This is a genomic window from Streptomyces sp. ISL-66 (assembly GCF_018614135.1).
Lineage (GTDB): Bacteria > Actinomycetota > Actinomycetes > Streptomycetales > Streptomycetaceae > Streptomyces.
This window is the reverse complement of sequence record NZ_JAGGOW010000195.1, coordinates 1-14,077: the sequence shown is the minus strand read 5'-3', so window position 1 is coordinate 14,077 and position 14,077 is coordinate 1. Positions and strand designations below refer to the sequence as shown.

The following is a 14,077-nucleotide window of genomic DNA, read 5'->3' as shown; positions in this document are numbered from 1 at the left end:
ACTGACGGCCGGTCCGCTACGGGTGCTCATGGGCCGCGCCGGACCCCGTACGTACGAGAGCCCGCGCCCCGGGACAGCGGGCGCGGGCTCTCGTACGTACGGCATGAGCGGGAGGCGTCAGTGGGCGGCGGCGCCCTGGGCGAGCCCGAGGGCCGCGGAGTACTGCGCGACGGCGAGCTTGCCGAGCGCGGGGTAGGCGCCGAGCACGTCGGCGGCGCTGCACCCGGCCTCCTTGCAGGCGGTGTCGAGCAGGCCCTCGGCGGCCTCCGGGCCGATCAGGTAAGGCGCCAGCGCGAGCTGGGTCGAGCCCTCGCGGCGCAGCTGGTCGGCGGTCGCGGCCACCGAGCCCTCCTCGTCCAGCGCGGCGGCCATGACCGGCACCGCGAGGCGGGCGGCCAGCAGCATGCCGGTGATCCCGGCGGCCTTGACGGCCTCCTCGCCACCGGTGGTGGCCAGGACGATGCCGTCGGCGGCCGTGGTCACGCTGAACAGCCTGGCCCGGTCGGCGCGGGCGAGCCCGGCCTCGGACAGCCGGACGTGCAGGCCTTCGGCGAGCAGCGGGTGCGGGCCGAGCGCGTCGGCCAGCTCGGCGGCGGCGGAGGAGTCCATCAGGGCCTGGCGCACGCGGCGCAGCAGGTCCCCGTCGGGGCCGGCCAGCAGGGGCACCACCACGGCGTCGGGGCCGGTCGGCGCGGGCGCCTCGTGCCCGGCGGCGCGGGCGAACTCCGCGCGCGCGGCGCGGTCCTGCGCGACGGCGGTCAGCACGCCCGACAGGGACGGGAACTCGGTGGCGTCGTCACCGTCGAGGAATCCGACGCGCGCGTCCAGGCCGGGCAGCTCGGAGCGGCCGATGCTGAGGATTTCTTCCGCGAGCCCCCGCGAGGCGGCCGAGGGGGCACCGGGCACGGCGAGTACCAGCGCGGGCGCGCCCTCGGGCGCCACCGCGGGCTCGGGCCGGCGGTGCCGTCCGGTCTGGCGGGGTCGCGGCATTCGTACGGGCAGGCCATTTGCGGGCCCAGTGGGGGAGCTCATGGCGCCGCATGCTACTGGCTCATCGGAACCGGGTGTTCGGGCAGGGCCTTTCCGGGCGGCATCTGTCCGTATTTATCCACGGAATGTCATACACGGTTCAACCGATCGGTCGGCCCGGCCCGTCGCGTGCCCCAAGGCCCCCGCGCGCGCCCTCAGGCCTTCGCCCCGCGGCCGCGCAGCCCGAAGCCGACCAGGACCGCGGCCGAGACGAGGATCACCGCGTCGATCACCAGAACCGTACGCACGCCGTCGGACAACGATGCCCGGGTGGTGGCCAGGACGCCGAGCAGCGGGATCCCGACCGTGATGCCGACCTGCTGGGTGGTGGTCACCAGGCCCGTCGCCAGGCCCTGCTCCTCATCGGGCACACCGCTCGTCACGGTCAGGCCGTACGAGATGATCGCGCCGAGGTGGCACATGCTGGCCAGCGATACGGCGACGGTCGCCACCAGCGCGCCCGACCCGGAGCCGACGGTGACCAGCATCGCGGTCAACACGCCCTGGCCCAGCAGCGATCCGACCAGCGTCCGGCGGGCGCCGAAGCGGCCGATGGCCCGCGGGGCGCACGAGCCGGCGACCACCGACGCGATGCCCTGCACGCCGAAGACCAGGCCGGTCCGGAAGGAGGACAGGTGCAGGGTCTCCTGGAGGTGCAGGGTCAGTACGAAGACGACCGTCGACATCATCGAGAAGGTGACCAGTCCGCCGATGTTGCCCCAGGCCACCGTGGACCGCTTGAGCATGGGCAGCGAAACCAGGGGCGACGCGGACCTCGACTCCACGACGGCGAACGCGACGAGCAGGGCCAGTCCGGCGGCCAGCGCGCCCAGGACGTCCCACCCGCCGAAGCCGCGCTGGGCGGCCGTGGACAGGGAGTAGATCAGCGCGAGCAGCCCGCCGGTGACGGTCACCGCCCCCGGCACGTCCAGGCGGGGCCGCCCGGCGGTGCGCGACTCGGGAATCAGCCCGGGCGCCAGGGCGAGCACGACGACGGCGGCGACGGCGAGGAGCCCCATCGTGGAACGCCAGCCCAGGGTGTCGGTCATGACACCGCCGAGGACCATGCCGACCGTGAAGCCTAGGGACAGCAGGGTTCCGGAGATGCCGAGCGCCTTGTCGCGCAGCGGGCCCTCGGGGAAGGTCGTGGTCAGCAGGGACATGCCGGTCGGCACGATGACCGCCGCGCCCAGGCCCTGCAGGGCGCGCCCGGTCAGGAAGGACGCCGGGTCCCAGGCGAGGGTGGCCAGCAGCGAGGCGGAGCCGAAGAGGGCCAGGCCGGTCAGGAACAGCCTCTTGCGTCCGTACAGGTCGGCGATCCGGCCGAAGAGGAGCAGGAAGCCGCCGGAGGGCAGTGCGAAGGCGGTGATCGCCCACTGGAGTGCGGACCGGCCGAGGCCCAGGTCCTCGCCGAGCACCGGCAGGGCCACGTTCAGTACGGAGAAGTCGAGCGCCACCATGAACTGGGCGGCGCAGAGCACGAAGAGGACCAGTGCGGCCCGGCCGGTGAGCCGGTCGCCCGCGGGGGCCGCCGGACCGGACGGGGTGACCGTGGTCTGTGTGTCGATCGTCATGCCCACACACTCACGGTCGGGGAATCTCCGTGGGGAGTGTGAACTTATCCTGTTGGTCGCACCACCAGGCAGCCGACAAGGGGAGTCCGTGGCCACACCGATCGACCGGCACCGCCGTTCCGAACTGCGGGAGTTCCTGATGAGCAGGCGGGCCAGGGTCACTCCGGCCGAGGCCGGGCTGCCGGACGGCGGGGCGCGCCGGCGCACCCCGGGCCTGCGCAGGGAAGAGGTCGCCGTGCTCGCCGGGGTCGGGGCCTCCTGGTACCAGTGGCTGGAGCAGGGCCGCGCCATCACCGTGTCCCCGCAAGTCCTCGACGCGGTGGGCCGGGTCCTCAAGCTGTCCAGCGCCGAGCGCCGGCACCTGTACGTCCTGGCGGGCCTCAACCCGCCCGCCCTCGCCGTCGCGCCCGAGGACAAGGACATGTGCCAGGGCCTCAAGCGGCTGATCGACGCCTGGATGCCGTTCCCCGCGCACATCATGGACGCGTACTGGAACACGGTGGTGTACAACGACGCGTCCGCGCAGGTGCTCGGCATGCGCCCGGAGATCGTGCAGAACTGCCTGATCGCCTTCTTCACCGACCCCGTCTACCGGGGCCGTTCCACGCGCTGGGAGGAGATCGCCGGAGACCTGGTCGCCCAGTACCGGGCGCAGTGCTCGGAACTGCCCGACGACGAGGGGTTCCAGGCGGTCATCGAGGAGGCCCGGGAGATCAGCCCGGAGTTCGCCGCGCTGTGGGACCGCAGGGACGTCCAGCCCGCCGGTCAGATCCAGAAGGAGATCGAACACCCGGCCGTGGGCACCCTGTTTCTGGAGGCGACGCAGCTGCGCGTCCCGGCCCGCCCCGATCTGCTCATCGTGATGCACACCCCGGTGCCGGCCACCGGCACGGCGGAGAAGCTGGACTGGCTGACCTCGCTGGAGGGGCGGCGGGGCTCCATGTACCCGGTCGCCGGCTGAGGGCCGGCCGCCGGCGACCGGGCGTGCGCCGGGCGTCCGTACGGACCGGCTCCGGCCGTCCGTGCCGATCGGCTCCGCGTGTGCGCCGGGCGTCCGTACGGATCAACCGGCGGACGGCAGTCGCCAGTCCACGGGCTGCGCTCCCTGGCGGACCAGCAGGTCGTTCGTCCTGCTGAACGGCCTGGAGCCGAAGAACCCGTTGTCTGCGGACATGGGGGAGGGGTGCACCGACTCCACGGCCGGCAGTTCGCCGAGCAGCGGCCGCAGATTGCGGGCCTCGCGCCCCCACAGCACCGACACCAGCGGCTTCCCGCGCGCCGCCAGCGCGCGGATGGCCTGCTCGGTGACGGCCTCCCAGCCCTTGCCGCGATGGGCGTTGGGCTTGCGCGGGGCGGTGGTGAGCGAGCGGTTGAGCAGCAGGACGCCCTGACGGGTCCACGGGGTCAGGTCCCCGTTGGCCGGGCGGCCCGTGCCGAGGTCCGCGTGCAGTTCGCGGAAGACGTTGTCGAGGCTCGGCGGCCAGGGGCTGACCTCGGGCGCCACCGAGAAGGACAGGCCCATCGCGTGCCCCGGTGTGGGGTACGGGTCCTGCCCGACGATCAGTACCTTCACCTCGTCGAAGGGCTGCTGGAACGCGCGCAGGACGTTCGCCCCCGCCGGGACGTAGGTCCTGCCCGCCGCGATCTCGGCGCGCAGGAAGTCGCCCATCGCGGCGATCTGCGCCGCCACCGGCTCCAGAGCGCGGGCCCAGCCCGGCTCGACGATCTCGTTCAACGGTCGTGCTGCCACGGCGATCACTCTACTGGCCCAGTCGGCCGCCCGGTGCCGCCGCCCGCGCCCGGTGTCACGACCGCACGGCACGGCCCCGGCCGGCCAACGACGCCGAGCGGGCGGGGACTACGAGTTCAGCACGGCGGCCCGTACGCACAGGACGTCGGGGAGGTGCTCGGCCAGGAGCTGCCAGCTTTCCCCGTCGTCGTGGCTCGCGTACAGCTCGCCGTTGCGGTTCCCGAAGTAGATGCCGGCCGGGTCCGCGTCGTCGGTGCAGAGCGCGTCCCGCAGTACCGTCCCGTAGTGGTCCGCGGTCGGCAGGCCCTTCGTCAGGGGCTCCCAGCTCGCGCCCGCGTCCCGGGTGCGGAAGACCCGGCAGCGGTGCTCCGCCGGGACCCGGTCGGCGTCGGCGTTGAGCGGGAAGACGTAGGCGGTGTCCGGCCGGTGGGGGTGGGCGGCCACCGCGAAGCCGAAGTCCGAGGGGAGTCCGGCGCCGATGTCGGTCCACCGGGCCCCCGCGTCGTCGCTGCGGTAGACGCCCCAGTGGTTCTGCAGGTAGAGCCGGTCCGCGTCCTGCGGGTCCTGGGCGATCTTGTGCACGCACTGGCCGAATTCGGGCTGCGGATCCGGCAGGAACACCGCCGAGACCCCGGTGTTGGAGGGGTCCCAGCTCGCCCCTCCGTCCCTGGTGCGGAACACCCCGGCGGTGGAGACCGCCACCGTGACCAGGTCCGGGTCGCGCGGGTCGGTGATCACCGTGTGCAGGCCCTCGCCGCCGCCGCCCGGGACCCACTTGTCCCGGGTCGGGTGCTCCCAGAGCGGCCGGACCAGCTCGAAGGACTCGCCGCGGTCGGTCGAGCGGAACAGCGCGGCCGGCTCGGTCCCCGCGTAGACCACGCCGGGGGCCTCGGGGCCGGCCGGGTGCAGCTGCCAGACCCGCTCCAGGGAGGCCCCGGTGTCCTGGGGGAACTTCACGGCGGCCGCGGCGGGCTCGTGCCAGGTCGCGCCCAGGTCGTCGGAGCTGAAGACGGACGGCCCCCAGTGCGAGCTGTCCCCGCCGACCAGCAGCCGGGGCGCGGGCCCGCGCCGGTCGATGGCGACGGCGGAGATCGCCTGGGCGTTGAAATGGGGCCCGTCGAACTCCCAGGTACCGCCGCCCGTGCTCCGGCGGCCGATGAACAGTCCTTTGCGGGTTCCCGCGAGCAGTAGCACGTCGGCCATGGCCGACACCTCCGGACGTCGTTGTCCTTCACGGCAGCTTTTCCGCCAGTCTGCACCCGGCCACTGATAGCGGCCGATCGGCGCGCTGCGGGCCGCCTTGTACGTGAGGTCTCGTACTACGAGAGTTTTCGTAGTACGGTGACTCTCGTACTTAGTCGCCGGTCCCGGCGCACGTCCGGTCCCCTCTGGAGAGCCCTCATGAGTACTGCCCTCGCTGCCCCCGCTGCCACCGCCGCCCCTGCTGCCTCCGCCGCCCTGTTCCGGCCCTGGACCATCCGCTCGGTCACCGTTCCGAACCGGGTGTGGATGGCCGCGATGTGCCAGTACAGCGCCGAAGCCTCCGGTCCGGACGCCGGAGTGGCCAACGACTGGCACTTCACCCACTACGCGGCCCGCGCCACCGGCGGTACCGGCCTGATCGTCCAGGAGGCCACGGCCGTCTCCCCGGAGGGCCGGATCTCGCCGTACGACCTCGGCATCTGGAACGACACCCAGGTCGAGGCGCTGCGTCGGATCACCTCCTTCGTCAGGGCCCAGGGCTCGGTGGCCGGCATCCAGCTCGCCAACGCCGGCCGCAAGGCTTCCACCGGCCGCCCCTGGGAGGGCGGGCGCCCCGTCGGTCCCGACGCGGACGGCTGGCGGCCCAGCGCCCCGAGCCCCGTGCCGTTCTCCGAAGGGGACCCGGTCCCGCACGAGCTGACGGTCGGAGAGATCCGGGAAGTGGTGGAGCAGTTCGCGGCCGCGGCCCGGCGTTCGCTCGCCGCCGGCTATCAGGTCATCGAGATCCACGGCGCCCACGGATACCTCATCGGCCAGTTCCTCTCCCCGCACAGCAACAGGCGCACCGACGCGTACGGCGGCTCCTTCGAGAACCGCACCCGCCTCGCCCTCGAAGTCGTCGACGCCATACGGGCGGTGTGGCCCGAGGAGCTCCCGCTGTTCTTCCGGATCTCCGCCACCGACTGGCTGGAGGAGGACGGCTGGACCGCCGCCGAGACCGTCCGGCTGGCCGCGCTGCTCCAGGAGCACGGTGTGGACCTGCTCGACGTCTCCACCGGGGGCCTCGCCCCCGGCGCGCGGATCCCGGTCGGTCCCGGCTACCAGGTGCCCTTCGCCGCCCGGGTCAAGGCCGAGACCGCCCTCCCGGTCGCCGCCGTGGGCCTGATCACCGAACCGGAGCAGGCCGAGAAGATCCTGGCCAACGGCGAGGCCGATGCCGTCCTGCTGGGCCGGGAACTGCTGCGCGACCCCTTCTGGGCCCGCCGTGCGGCCGCCGAGCTCGGCGCGGAGATCCGTACGCCCGACCAGTACCTGCGCTCCTGGTGAAACCGGTGCGGCGCGGGGCCCCGGTCCCCGCGCCGCATTCCGCCGGATCGGCACCGGTACTACGATGTTTCTCGTACGATGGGCTTGACCCCCGGACGATCCGAACGAGTGGAGTGCGGACATGACGGAACGTGACGCGGCCCGTGTCCTCGCCCACCCCGAGGCGGCGGAGATCCGGCTCGAAGGCGTCCTGCACGCCCTCGCCGACCCGGTCCGGCTCTCCATCGTGCGCGATCTCGCGGCCACGGAATCCGAGCTGGCCTGCTCGCACTTCGAGCTCCCCGTCACCAAGTCGACGACGACGCACCACTTCCGGGTCCTGCGCGAGAGCGGTGTCGTGCGCCAGTGCTACCGCGGCACCACCAAGCTGAACGGACTGCGCCGCACCGAGCTGGCGCAACTGTTCCCCGGACTCCTCGACAGCGTCCTGGCGGCGGCCGCCGCCGAAGAGGGACGACTCGCCCGCTGATCGGGCCGAAGCCGAAGCCGAAGCCGAAGCCGAAGCCGAGGCCGAAGCCGAAGTCGAAGTCGAAGCCCAGACCGAAGTCGAAGCCGAGGCGGCGACGGCTCAGCCGGTCCGGTCCGCCGCGGCCAGCAGCCCCGCCCAGTCCGGGATCTTGACGGAGCGCCGGCCCAGGGACAGCCCGAGCTCCGCCTCCGCCGTCTCGATGGCCAGCCACCCCGGCCATTCCACCGGCCGCAGCCCCGCCGCCCGCAGCGCCTCCAGCGGGTCCCGCTCGCGCTCGCGCCCGGCCAGCACCCCCGCGTCCTGGAGCAGGGAGGAGACCGTCTCCTTCGCGCACGGCCGGTTGGTGCCGATCACCCCGGTCGGGCCGCGCTTGATCCATCCCGCCACGTACTCGCCGACCGACGCGCGGCCCGCCCGTACCACCCGGCCCGCCGCGTGCGGGACCGTGCCCTTGCGCTCGTCGAAGGGCAGGCCGGGCAGCGGGACGCCCTGGTAGCCCACCGAGCGCAGCACCAGCTGCGCCGGGACGTCCTCGTAGACGCCCGTGCCCGTGACCCCGCCCCGGCCGTCGGGGGCCGTCCGCTCGAACCGCATCCCGGTGACCCGGCCGCCCTCGCCGAGCACCTCCACGGGACGCAGGAAGAACCGCAGCGCGATCCGCCGCCCACCGCCGGCCGCCGGAGCGCCCGCCCAGCCGCGCAGCACCTCCACGTTGCGGCGGTTCACCGCGGGCAGCACCGCGCCCGGGTCCGCGTACGCCGGGTCGATGGCCAGTTCCGCCGGGTCCGCCACCACGTCCACCCCCGGGAGCGTGCCCAGTTCGCGCAGCTCCTTGGTGGTGAACTTGCCCTGCGAGGGCCCGCGCCGGGCCACCATCAGGACCTCGCGCACCGCGCTTTCGCCGAGTGCGCCCAGCGCCGGGTGCGGCATGTCGGTGGGGCTCAGCTCCGGTACGCCCCGGGCCAGGATCCGGGTCACGTCCACCGCGACGTTGCCCGCCCCGACCACGATCGCCGCATCCACCCCCGGCAGGCCGAAGGCCTCCGCGGCCGCGTCCGGGTGCCCGCTGTACCAGGCCACGAAGGCCGTCGCCGAGTGCACGCCCGCGAGATCCTCGCCGGGGATGCCGAGCAGCCGGTCCCGGGCCGCGCCGACGCAGTAGACCACCGCGTGGTACAGCTCCAGCAGCCGGGCGGTGGGCAGCTCGGGGCCGCCGACCTCGACGTTCCCGAGGAAGCGGATCCGCTCGTCCTCCAGCACGGTCCGCAGGCTGCCCTGCAGGGATTTGATCTTCTCGTGGTCGGGGGCCACGCCGTACCGCACGAGCCCGTACGGAGCCGGCAGCCGATCGAGCACGTCGACGCGCACGCCCGGGACCTCACGCTGCTGGACGAGTGTCTGTGCGGCGTAGACCCCGCTGGGGCCCGAACCGACGACGGCGATACGAAGCACGGTGGAGCTCCTCACGCAGGTGCTCCCAGCATGACACCGGGCGCCGAGGACCGTCAGCCCCCGTGCGGGTCCGGCGGGAACCCGAGCTCCCAGTCCAGCCCGTACCGCTGGAACAGCTCCGCCCGCAGCCGCGCCACCGGCATCGGCGCACCCGGCAGCAGCACCGCGACCACGGCGCCCATCAGCAGCGCCCGCAGCAGCGGGTAGTCGGTGTCCACCTCCGCCGAGCCGTACCGGTCGACGGTGTCCCGCAGCAGCTCCGCGAGCCGCTGCTGCTCGGCGCACTGGACGAAGCCCTCCGCCTGCAGGATGCCCGCCATGTGGGTGCGCATCAGCCGCGGCTGGTCCCGGGCCAGCCCGAGGATCGCATCGATGGCGCGCGCGAGCCGCTCGCGCCCGTCCTCGGTGCGGGGCTCCCGCTCCAGTGCCGCTTCCAGCGTGAGGTGCATCAGCCGGTGCACGGCGGACTGAAGCAACTGGCGTTTGCCCGGGAAGTAGTACGAGACCAGGCCCCGGGCGGTACCCGCCCGGTCGGCGATGTCCCCGAGCTTGGTGGCCTCGTAGCCCCGGTCGGCTACGAGCTCGACCGTGGCCTGCAACAACCGTTCCCGGGAACGTCTCCGCAATTCTTCATTGACCGATGCGCTGCGCGGGGACATGCTTGCTCCTGCGTTGACTGGCTCTGAGCCAATATACTCAGCGCGCGGGACAGTCTGCTCTGGGCGACGCGGGGGATCGCCCAGAGCAGGCCCCACCAGCACCACCGGCCCCACCGGGCGCCGTGAGCACGGCGAGGGCCACCAGGACCCCGCCCAGCAGCCAGCCCGCCACGACGTCCGAGAACCAGTGGACGCCGAGGTAGATCCGGGTGAAGCCGACCCCGAGGACCGAGAGCGCGGCGAGCGCCGCGGCGGTCCACGCGAACCGGCGCGGGGCTCCGCGCGGAACCAGCCACAGCAGCAGGCCGCAGACCACCGTCGCCGTCAGGGCGTGGCCGGACGGATAGGCGGAATAGTCCGCCGAAACGATGGGATCCGGCCACACCGGACGGTCCCGGCCCACCAGCGCCTTCAGCCCCTGCTGGAGCGCGGAGGCCCCGAGGGTGACCAGCGCGATCCGCAGCGCGCACCGGCGCTCGCCCCGCCACCACAGCCAGAAGCAGGCCGCCGCGGCCAGGGCCCGCATGGTCCAGGGGTCCCAGAACCAGTCGGTGAGCACCCGCATCACGTGGGTGAACCCGGGGTGGGTGACGGCGTGGGCGTGCAGAGCCCGCGCGACCCGGCCGTCATAGGACATGAGCGGCCCCCAGCGGGCCACCACCAGGGCCGTCAAGGCGGCGACGGCCACCGCGGCGCCGAGCGCGGCGCCGGGCAGCGCGCGGCGCCGCGGTGGCCGCGCACGGCCGGACCGGTTCCGCCGCAGCTGATCACTCCGCATGCGGAGATCCTCGCACCCGGCGGGTGTGATTCACGTGATCTGGGCGAGGGCGCTCAGCCCCGGGCCGAACGCCACCAGCAGCGGGACCGCCGGCGCCAGCGTCGCCAGTGCCGTCAGCCGCATCCTGCGGCCGGCCGTCAGCCGCGGGGCGGCCGCCAGCAGGCGCCGCACCCGCTGCGGAACATGTGCCTCCGGGTCGGTGTACTGGCCGAAGACCCCGCGGTCCTCGTTCAGACCGACCAGGGCCAGGGCGATGGTGAGGCGGCCGTAGCGGCGCGAGGCCACGTCGTCGGCGGCCAGCTCCACCAGCCGGTGCATCTCCGTCTCGAACGCGGCGAAGACGGGGACCTGCGGGAACCCGCCGGCCAGGGCCCGCGAGCAGTGCAGCAGCCAGTCGTGCCGGGCCGCGGCGTGGCTCTCCTCGTGCGCCAGGACCGCGTCCAGCTGGCTTCCCTTGAGCCGGTCCAGCGCCGCCGTCGTGACCACCAGCTGCGGGGTCGGCCCCGGCAGCCACCAGCTGTCGGGACGCTGCCCCTCCAGTACGACGAGCCGTGCCCCGGTGGCTTCCTCTCCGGGCAGCAGCGGGGCCCGGAGCAGCAGTTCGGCGTCCTGTGCGCGCCGGCGGGAACGGGCCCGCAGGATCTCCCGGACCAGCATCGCGCCGGTCCACAGGCCGCCGCCCGCCAGCACGAGGGTGGTGGCGGTGGCCCAGGCGCCGCCCGAGGCCCCGAGCGCGTAGGCGTCGACCACCCGGTGCGGGGCGGCGGCGAACAGCCGTCCCCGGACCGCATCCCAGGCGCCGGCCGCGCTCAGCAGCATCGACAGCGCGAAGCACAGGAGCACCGAGCCCACCACGCATTGCCACGCCCACAGGGCCACGACGGGTTCTCGCTCGGTCCACTGGGCGCGGCCCAGCAGACGGGGTGCGAGGATCGCGGTCAGGGCGCCGAGCAGCAGGAGAACGGCGGGGACCATCATGGCCCCAGCCTATGAGCGCGGCGCTACCTGCGGGTACGGTCCGGGTGAAGGGTGACGGAGCACACGTTTGTGCCGCGCGCGGGCCTCACATCATCAGCAGCATCGCCAACATCCCCATGGCCATGGTCAGTCGGCAGGCCCGGATCACCTCCGCGGGGCCGGCCGCCACCGCCCGGTGGGCGGCGACCCCGGCCGGACGCGCGGCGCTTGCGGCTCCGTCGGCCGTGACCAGCCGGGCGCCGCCCAGCACCGCGTAGCCGGCGTAGTAGACGAGCAGCAGCCCGGTCAGCAGCGGGAGCCCGGAGCCCTGGCCGTGGTCGTGCCCCTGACCGTGGCCGGCCCCGCTCCCGGCGGCCAGCGCCATGTAGACCATGGTCAGCGAGCCGATCAGATGGTGCGCGTGGTGCAGGCCGCCGCGCAGCAGCCAGGCGGCGTGCAGGGCCGCGCCGCAGAAGACGGCGCCGAGCAGCGGTGCTTGCCAGCCGCCGCCCGCGCCCAGCGGCGCCGCCATCAGGGCCATGCCGAAGCCCATCACCGCGTCCCCGGCGGCGGCCGGACCGCCGCTGGATCTGCCGGACCGCAGCAGGCAGTACGCGCCGCTCACCGCGCAGAGCAGTACCAGGAGCCAAGCGCAGACCACGGCGGAGGGGGAGAGGGACATGGCGGGACCGTGCACGGCGGAACCTCCCGGTTCGTCGGCTTCACCGGAAGAGATGCCCCCGTCGCACGGCCCGCACGCCGCCCGGAGATAGTCTCTGTGTGCCGTACCCGGCCTCCGTGGACGGCCGTACGCGCCACCGCGTACGTCACCCCGGACGTGCCGTCCCGCAGAACGGAGCCCCGATGCCGAGCGCCGACTCCCAGGCCTTGACCTTCCGCAGTGCCGTGGAGGCGGACGTCCCGGCGCTGGTGGAACTGGTCGAGTCGGCCTACCGCGGGGAGTCGAGCCGGGCAGGCTGGACCACCGAGGCGGACTTCCTGGACGGGCAGCGCACGGACGCGCAGGACGTCGCCCGGATCGTCGCGCACCCCGAGGGCATGCTCCTCGTCGTGGAGCGCGCGGGCGAGCTCGTCTCCTGCTGCCACCTCGAACACCGCGGGGACCACGTCTATTTCGGGATGTTCGCGGTCCGCCCCGGCCTGCAGGGCGGCGGCCTCGGCAAGGAGGTCATGGCCGAGGCGGAGCGCCGCGCCCGCGAGCAGTGGGCGGCCAAGGAGATGCGGATGACCGTGATCAACGTGCGGGAGGAGCTCATCGCCTACTACGTGCGCCGTGGATACGAGCGCACCGGCGAGCTGAGCCCCTTCCCGTACGGGGACGAGCGCTTCGGCGTCCCGCTCCGTCCCGACCTGACCTTCGAGCTGCTGGTCAAGCCGCTGTAGCCGGAGGCAGCCCGGGCCGCCCGGGGCCGCTCCGGGCCGGTCGGTGCCGCTCGAAGGCCGTTGCGCGCGGCTCAGGCGGTGAAGCGGCCCGTGGAGCGGATCTCCGGGAAGTCGGTGACCACGCCGTCGAGTTCGAGGGCGCGCGCCAGGCGCAGCCGCTCCAGGGAGTTGACGGTCCAGCCGATCACCCGGAGCCCGGCTTCGTGGATCCACTCCACCGTGTCCAGGTCGAGCCGCGAGATGTCCAGGGCGAGGGTTTCGGCGCGGACGGCGAGCGCCCGGTCCACGAGGTTCCTGCGGGTCGCTTCGCGGGGGTCCCCGTAGAGCACGGTGCGTACGCCCGGCACCAGCCGGATCGTCTCGCCGAGCACCTCGTCGTGGAAGGAGGCCACCTCCACCCGGCCGGTCAGATCGCGGCCGCGCAGCAGCTCCGCCAGCACGGCGGCGACGCCCACGTCCTGGACCTGGACCTGGAGCGGCGCCCGGACCGTGTCCAGGACCTCCTCCAGGACCGGCACGTGCTGGCCGTCTCCCGCGTCCAGCTCGCGCAGTGCGGCCAGGGTCAGGTCGGCGACGGCTCCCGAGCCGTCGGTGGTCCGGTCCACCTCGGCGTCGTGCAGGACGACGAGGGCGCCGTCCTTGCTGAGCCGCAGGTCCAGGGCGATGACGTCCATGCCGGAACGTTCCGCTCGCGCGAACGACCGCAAGGTGTTCTCCGGTTCGACACCCATGACCCCGCGGTGACCGATGGTGAGGAAAGTCAAGGTTCTCTCGCTTCCGTCGACGGCGGCTCCCGCGCGGTCGCGGTGTCCCGACCGGCCGCGCGCGGTGAGGACGCATGCTAGTGCGCCGCGCATGCGATGAGACCGCCCGTGCAAGGCCTCCGGAACCCCCTCCGGCCGCTTCCGGCCGGGCCTGCGGGGCCTTCGGAGTCCCGGGCCCGGCCCGCCGTGTCACCCGGGCGTGGGCGCGTCCCCGCTACCTTGACGTTTCTGCCCGCCGCCGCCCGCGGCCGCGGCCCCCTCGAAGCCGGCCAGGTCCTCCAGGAGGGCCCGGGCCAGCTCCAGTTCGGCCAGATGCTGCCGCTCGCTCCAGCGCAGCGTCAGGGCCGGGAAGGCCCACTGCGCCACCTCCGCCGCGTGCCCCATGGCTTCCCGTACGGCGGCCAGCTCGTCCGTGGTGCGCTCCAGGTGCTCGCTCACCATCGCGCGCAGCCGTTCGGGCTCGGCCAGGTGTCCGAGCCAGATCCGCAGCAGCAGACCGTGCTTGAGCACCGGGGGGCCCGCCTCGGCGGTGTCGCGGGCCCAGCCGGCCAGCGCCCCGCGCCCCGCGGGAGTGATGGCGTAGCGGCGCTTGGCCCGCGTCTCCTCGGGTCCGGAGCGCTCGGAAGCCGCGTAGCCGAGCTCCTCCAGGCGGCGCAGCTCGGCGTAGATCTGGCTGATGGCGGGCGACCATTGAAGTGCTCTCCCGGCTGAA

General features: G+C 73.9%; 15 protein-coding genes. 4 read left to right on the top strand and 11 right to left on the bottom strand.

From position 1 onward, the window contains the following. Positions 1-117 precede the first annotated feature (117 nt). Positions 118-1,032 carry a sirohydrochlorin chelatase gene (locus J7E97_RS32065; protein ID WP_215034583.1) on the bottom strand — a complete coding sequence of 305 codons (915 nt, stop codon included), beginning with the start codon at positions 1,030-1,032 and terminating at the stop codon, positions 118-120. A 152-nt stretch (positions 1,033-1,184) separates the two neighbouring features. Continuing rightward, the gene (locus tag J7E97_RS32060; protein WP_215034582.1) at positions 1,185-2,603 is read right to left on the bottom strand and encodes an MFS transporter; all 1,419 of its coding nucleotides are present in this window, start codon (positions 2,601-2,603) and stop codon (positions 1,185-1,187) included. 139 nt (positions 2,604-2,742) lie between these two features. On the opposite strand from J7E97_RS32060, the gene J7E97_RS32055 reads away from it, so the two are divergent. After that, on the top strand, positions 2,743-3,564 hold the full coding sequence (locus J7E97_RS32055) for a helix-turn-helix transcriptional regulator (RefSeq protein WP_251055471.1): 822 nt from the start codon (positions 2,743-2,745) through the stop codon (positions 3,562-3,564). A gap of 102 nt (positions 3,565-3,666) precedes the next feature. Here J7E97_RS32055 and J7E97_RS32050 read toward each other — a convergent pair whose 3' ends face one another. Together J7E97_RS32050 and J7E97_RS32045 are read right to left on the bottom strand one after the other, a co-directional pair. Then, on the bottom strand, positions 3,667-4,353 hold the full coding sequence (locus J7E97_RS32050) for a uracil-DNA glycosylase (RefSeq protein WP_215034574.1): 687 nt from the start codon (positions 4,351-4,353) through the stop codon (positions 3,667-3,669). 108 nt (positions 4,354-4,461) lie between these two features. Beyond that, positions 4,462-5,556: an exo-alpha-sialidase gene (locus J7E97_RS32045; protein WP_215034572.1), complete on the bottom strand. Its 1,095-nt coding sequence runs from the start codon at positions 5,554-5,556 to the stop codon at positions 4,462-4,464. A 198-nt stretch (positions 5,557-5,754) separates the two neighbouring features. Here J7E97_RS32045 and J7E97_RS32040 point away from each other — a divergent pair, with 198 nt between their 5' ends. Both J7E97_RS32040 and J7E97_RS32035 read left to right on the top strand, forming a co-directional pair. Next, the gene (locus J7E97_RS32040) at positions 5,755-6,882 is read left to right on the top strand and encodes an NADH:flavin oxidoreductase/NADH oxidase (RefSeq protein ID WP_215034570.1); all 1,128 of its coding nucleotides are present in this window, start codon (positions 5,755-5,757) and stop codon (positions 6,880-6,882) included. A gap of 121 nt (positions 6,883-7,003) precedes the next feature. Next, positions 7,004-7,351, top strand: coding sequence for a helix-turn-helix transcriptional regulator (locus J7E97_RS32035; RefSeq protein WP_215034568.1), 348 nt, complete (start codon positions 7,004-7,006; stop codon positions 7,349-7,351). A 99-nt stretch (positions 7,352-7,450) separates the two neighbouring features. Here the strand turns inward: J7E97_RS32035 and J7E97_RS32030 are convergent, their stop codons facing one another. The 5 genes from J7E97_RS32030 to J7E97_RS32010 all read right to left on the bottom strand — a co-directional run bounded on the left by J7E97_RS32030 (position 7,451) and on the right by J7E97_RS32010 (position 11,879). Then, the gene (locus J7E97_RS32030) at positions 7,451-8,803 is read right to left on the bottom strand and encodes an FAD-dependent oxidoreductase (protein ID WP_215034566.1); all 1,353 of its coding nucleotides are present in this window, start codon (positions 8,801-8,803) and stop codon (positions 7,451-7,453) included. A gap of 53 nt (positions 8,804-8,856) precedes the next feature. Next, entirely contained in the window at positions 8,857-9,462 is a 606-nt protein-coding gene (locus J7E97_RS32025; RefSeq protein WP_215034564.1) for a TetR/AcrR family transcriptional regulator, read from the bottom strand. A 37-nt stretch (positions 9,463-9,499) separates the two neighbouring features. Next, positions 9,500-10,240, bottom strand: a complete 741-nt coding sequence (locus tag J7E97_RS32020; RefSeq protein ID WP_215034562.1) for a phosphatase PAP2 family protein — start codon at positions 10,238-10,240, stop codon at positions 9,500-9,502. A gap of 30 nt (positions 10,241-10,270) precedes the next feature. Continuing rightward, the gene (locus J7E97_RS32015; RefSeq protein WP_215034560.1) at positions 10,271-11,218 is read right to left on the bottom strand and encodes a M56 family metallopeptidase; all 948 of its coding nucleotides are present in this window, start codon (positions 11,216-11,218) and stop codon (positions 10,271-10,273) included. 85 nt (positions 11,219-11,303) lie between these two features. Beyond that, positions 11,304-11,879, bottom strand: coding sequence for a DUF5134 domain-containing protein (locus J7E97_RS32010; RefSeq protein ID WP_215034558.1), 576 nt, complete (start codon positions 11,877-11,879; stop codon positions 11,304-11,306). A gap of 182 nt (positions 11,880-12,061) precedes the next feature. On the opposite strand from J7E97_RS32010, the gene J7E97_RS32005 reads away from it, so the two are divergent. Beyond that, positions 12,062-12,601 carry a GNAT family N-acetyltransferase gene (locus tag J7E97_RS32005; protein ID WP_215034556.1) on the top strand — a complete coding sequence of 180 codons (540 nt, stop codon included), beginning with the start codon at positions 12,062-12,064 and terminating at the stop codon, positions 12,599-12,601. A gap of 71 nt (positions 12,602-12,672) precedes the next feature. On the opposite strand, the gene J7E97_RS32000 is transcribed toward J7E97_RS32005, so the two are convergent. Together J7E97_RS32000 and J7E97_RS31995 are read right to left on the bottom strand one after the other, a co-directional pair. Further along, a complete protein-coding gene (locus tag J7E97_RS32000; RefSeq protein ID WP_215034554.1) occupies positions 12,673-13,365 on the bottom strand; it encodes a glycerophosphodiester phosphodiesterase family protein in 693 nt (230 codons plus the stop codon). A gap of 189 nt (positions 13,366-13,554) precedes the next feature. After that, positions 13,555-14,077 (bottom strand): PadR family transcriptional regulator (locus tag J7E97_RS31995; RefSeq protein ID WP_215034552.1); only part of this gene is annotated, 523 nt, incomplete at its 5' end.

Coding starts and splice junctions, on each gene's coding strand:
- J7E97_RS32065 (WP_215034583.1), bottom strand. CDS start 1,032: ATGAGCTCCCCCACTGGGCCCGCAAATGGCCTGCCCGTACGAATGCCG.
- J7E97_RS32060 (WP_215034582.1), bottom strand. CDS start 2,603: ATGACGATCGACACACAGACCACGGTCACCCCGTCCGGTCCGGCGGCC.
- J7E97_RS32055 (WP_251055471.1), top strand. CDS start 2,743: ATGAGCAGGCGGGCCAGGGTCACTCCGGCCGAGGCCGGGCTGCCGGAC.
- J7E97_RS32045 (WP_215034572.1), bottom strand. CDS start 5,556: ATGGCCGACGTGCTACTGCTCGCGGGAACCCGCAAAGGACTGTTCATC.
- J7E97_RS32040 (WP_215034570.1), top strand. CDS start 5,755: ATGAGTACTGCCCTCGCTGCCCCCGCTGCCACCGCCGCCCCTGCTGCC.
- J7E97_RS32035 (WP_215034568.1), top strand. CDS start 7,004: ATGACGGAACGTGACGCGGCCCGTGTCCTCGCCCACCCCGAGGCGGCG.
- J7E97_RS32025 (WP_215034564.1), bottom strand. CDS start 9,462: ATGTCCCCGCGCAGCGCATCGGTCAATGAAGAATTGCGGAGACGTTCC.
- J7E97_RS32020 (WP_215034562.1), bottom strand. CDS start 10,240: ATGCGGAGTGATCAGCTGCGGCGGAACCGGTCCGGCCGTGCGCGGCCA.
- J7E97_RS32015 (WP_215034560.1), bottom strand. CDS start 11,218: ATGATGGTCCCCGCCGTTCTCCTGCTGCTCGGCGCCCTGACCGCGATC.
- J7E97_RS32010 (WP_215034558.1), bottom strand. CDS start 11,879: ATGTCCCTCTCCCCCTCCGCCGTGGTCTGCGCTTGGCTCCTGGTACTG.
- J7E97_RS32005 (WP_215034556.1), top strand. CDS start 12,062: ATGCCGAGCGCCGACTCCCAGGCCTTGACCTTCCGCAGTGCCGTGGAG.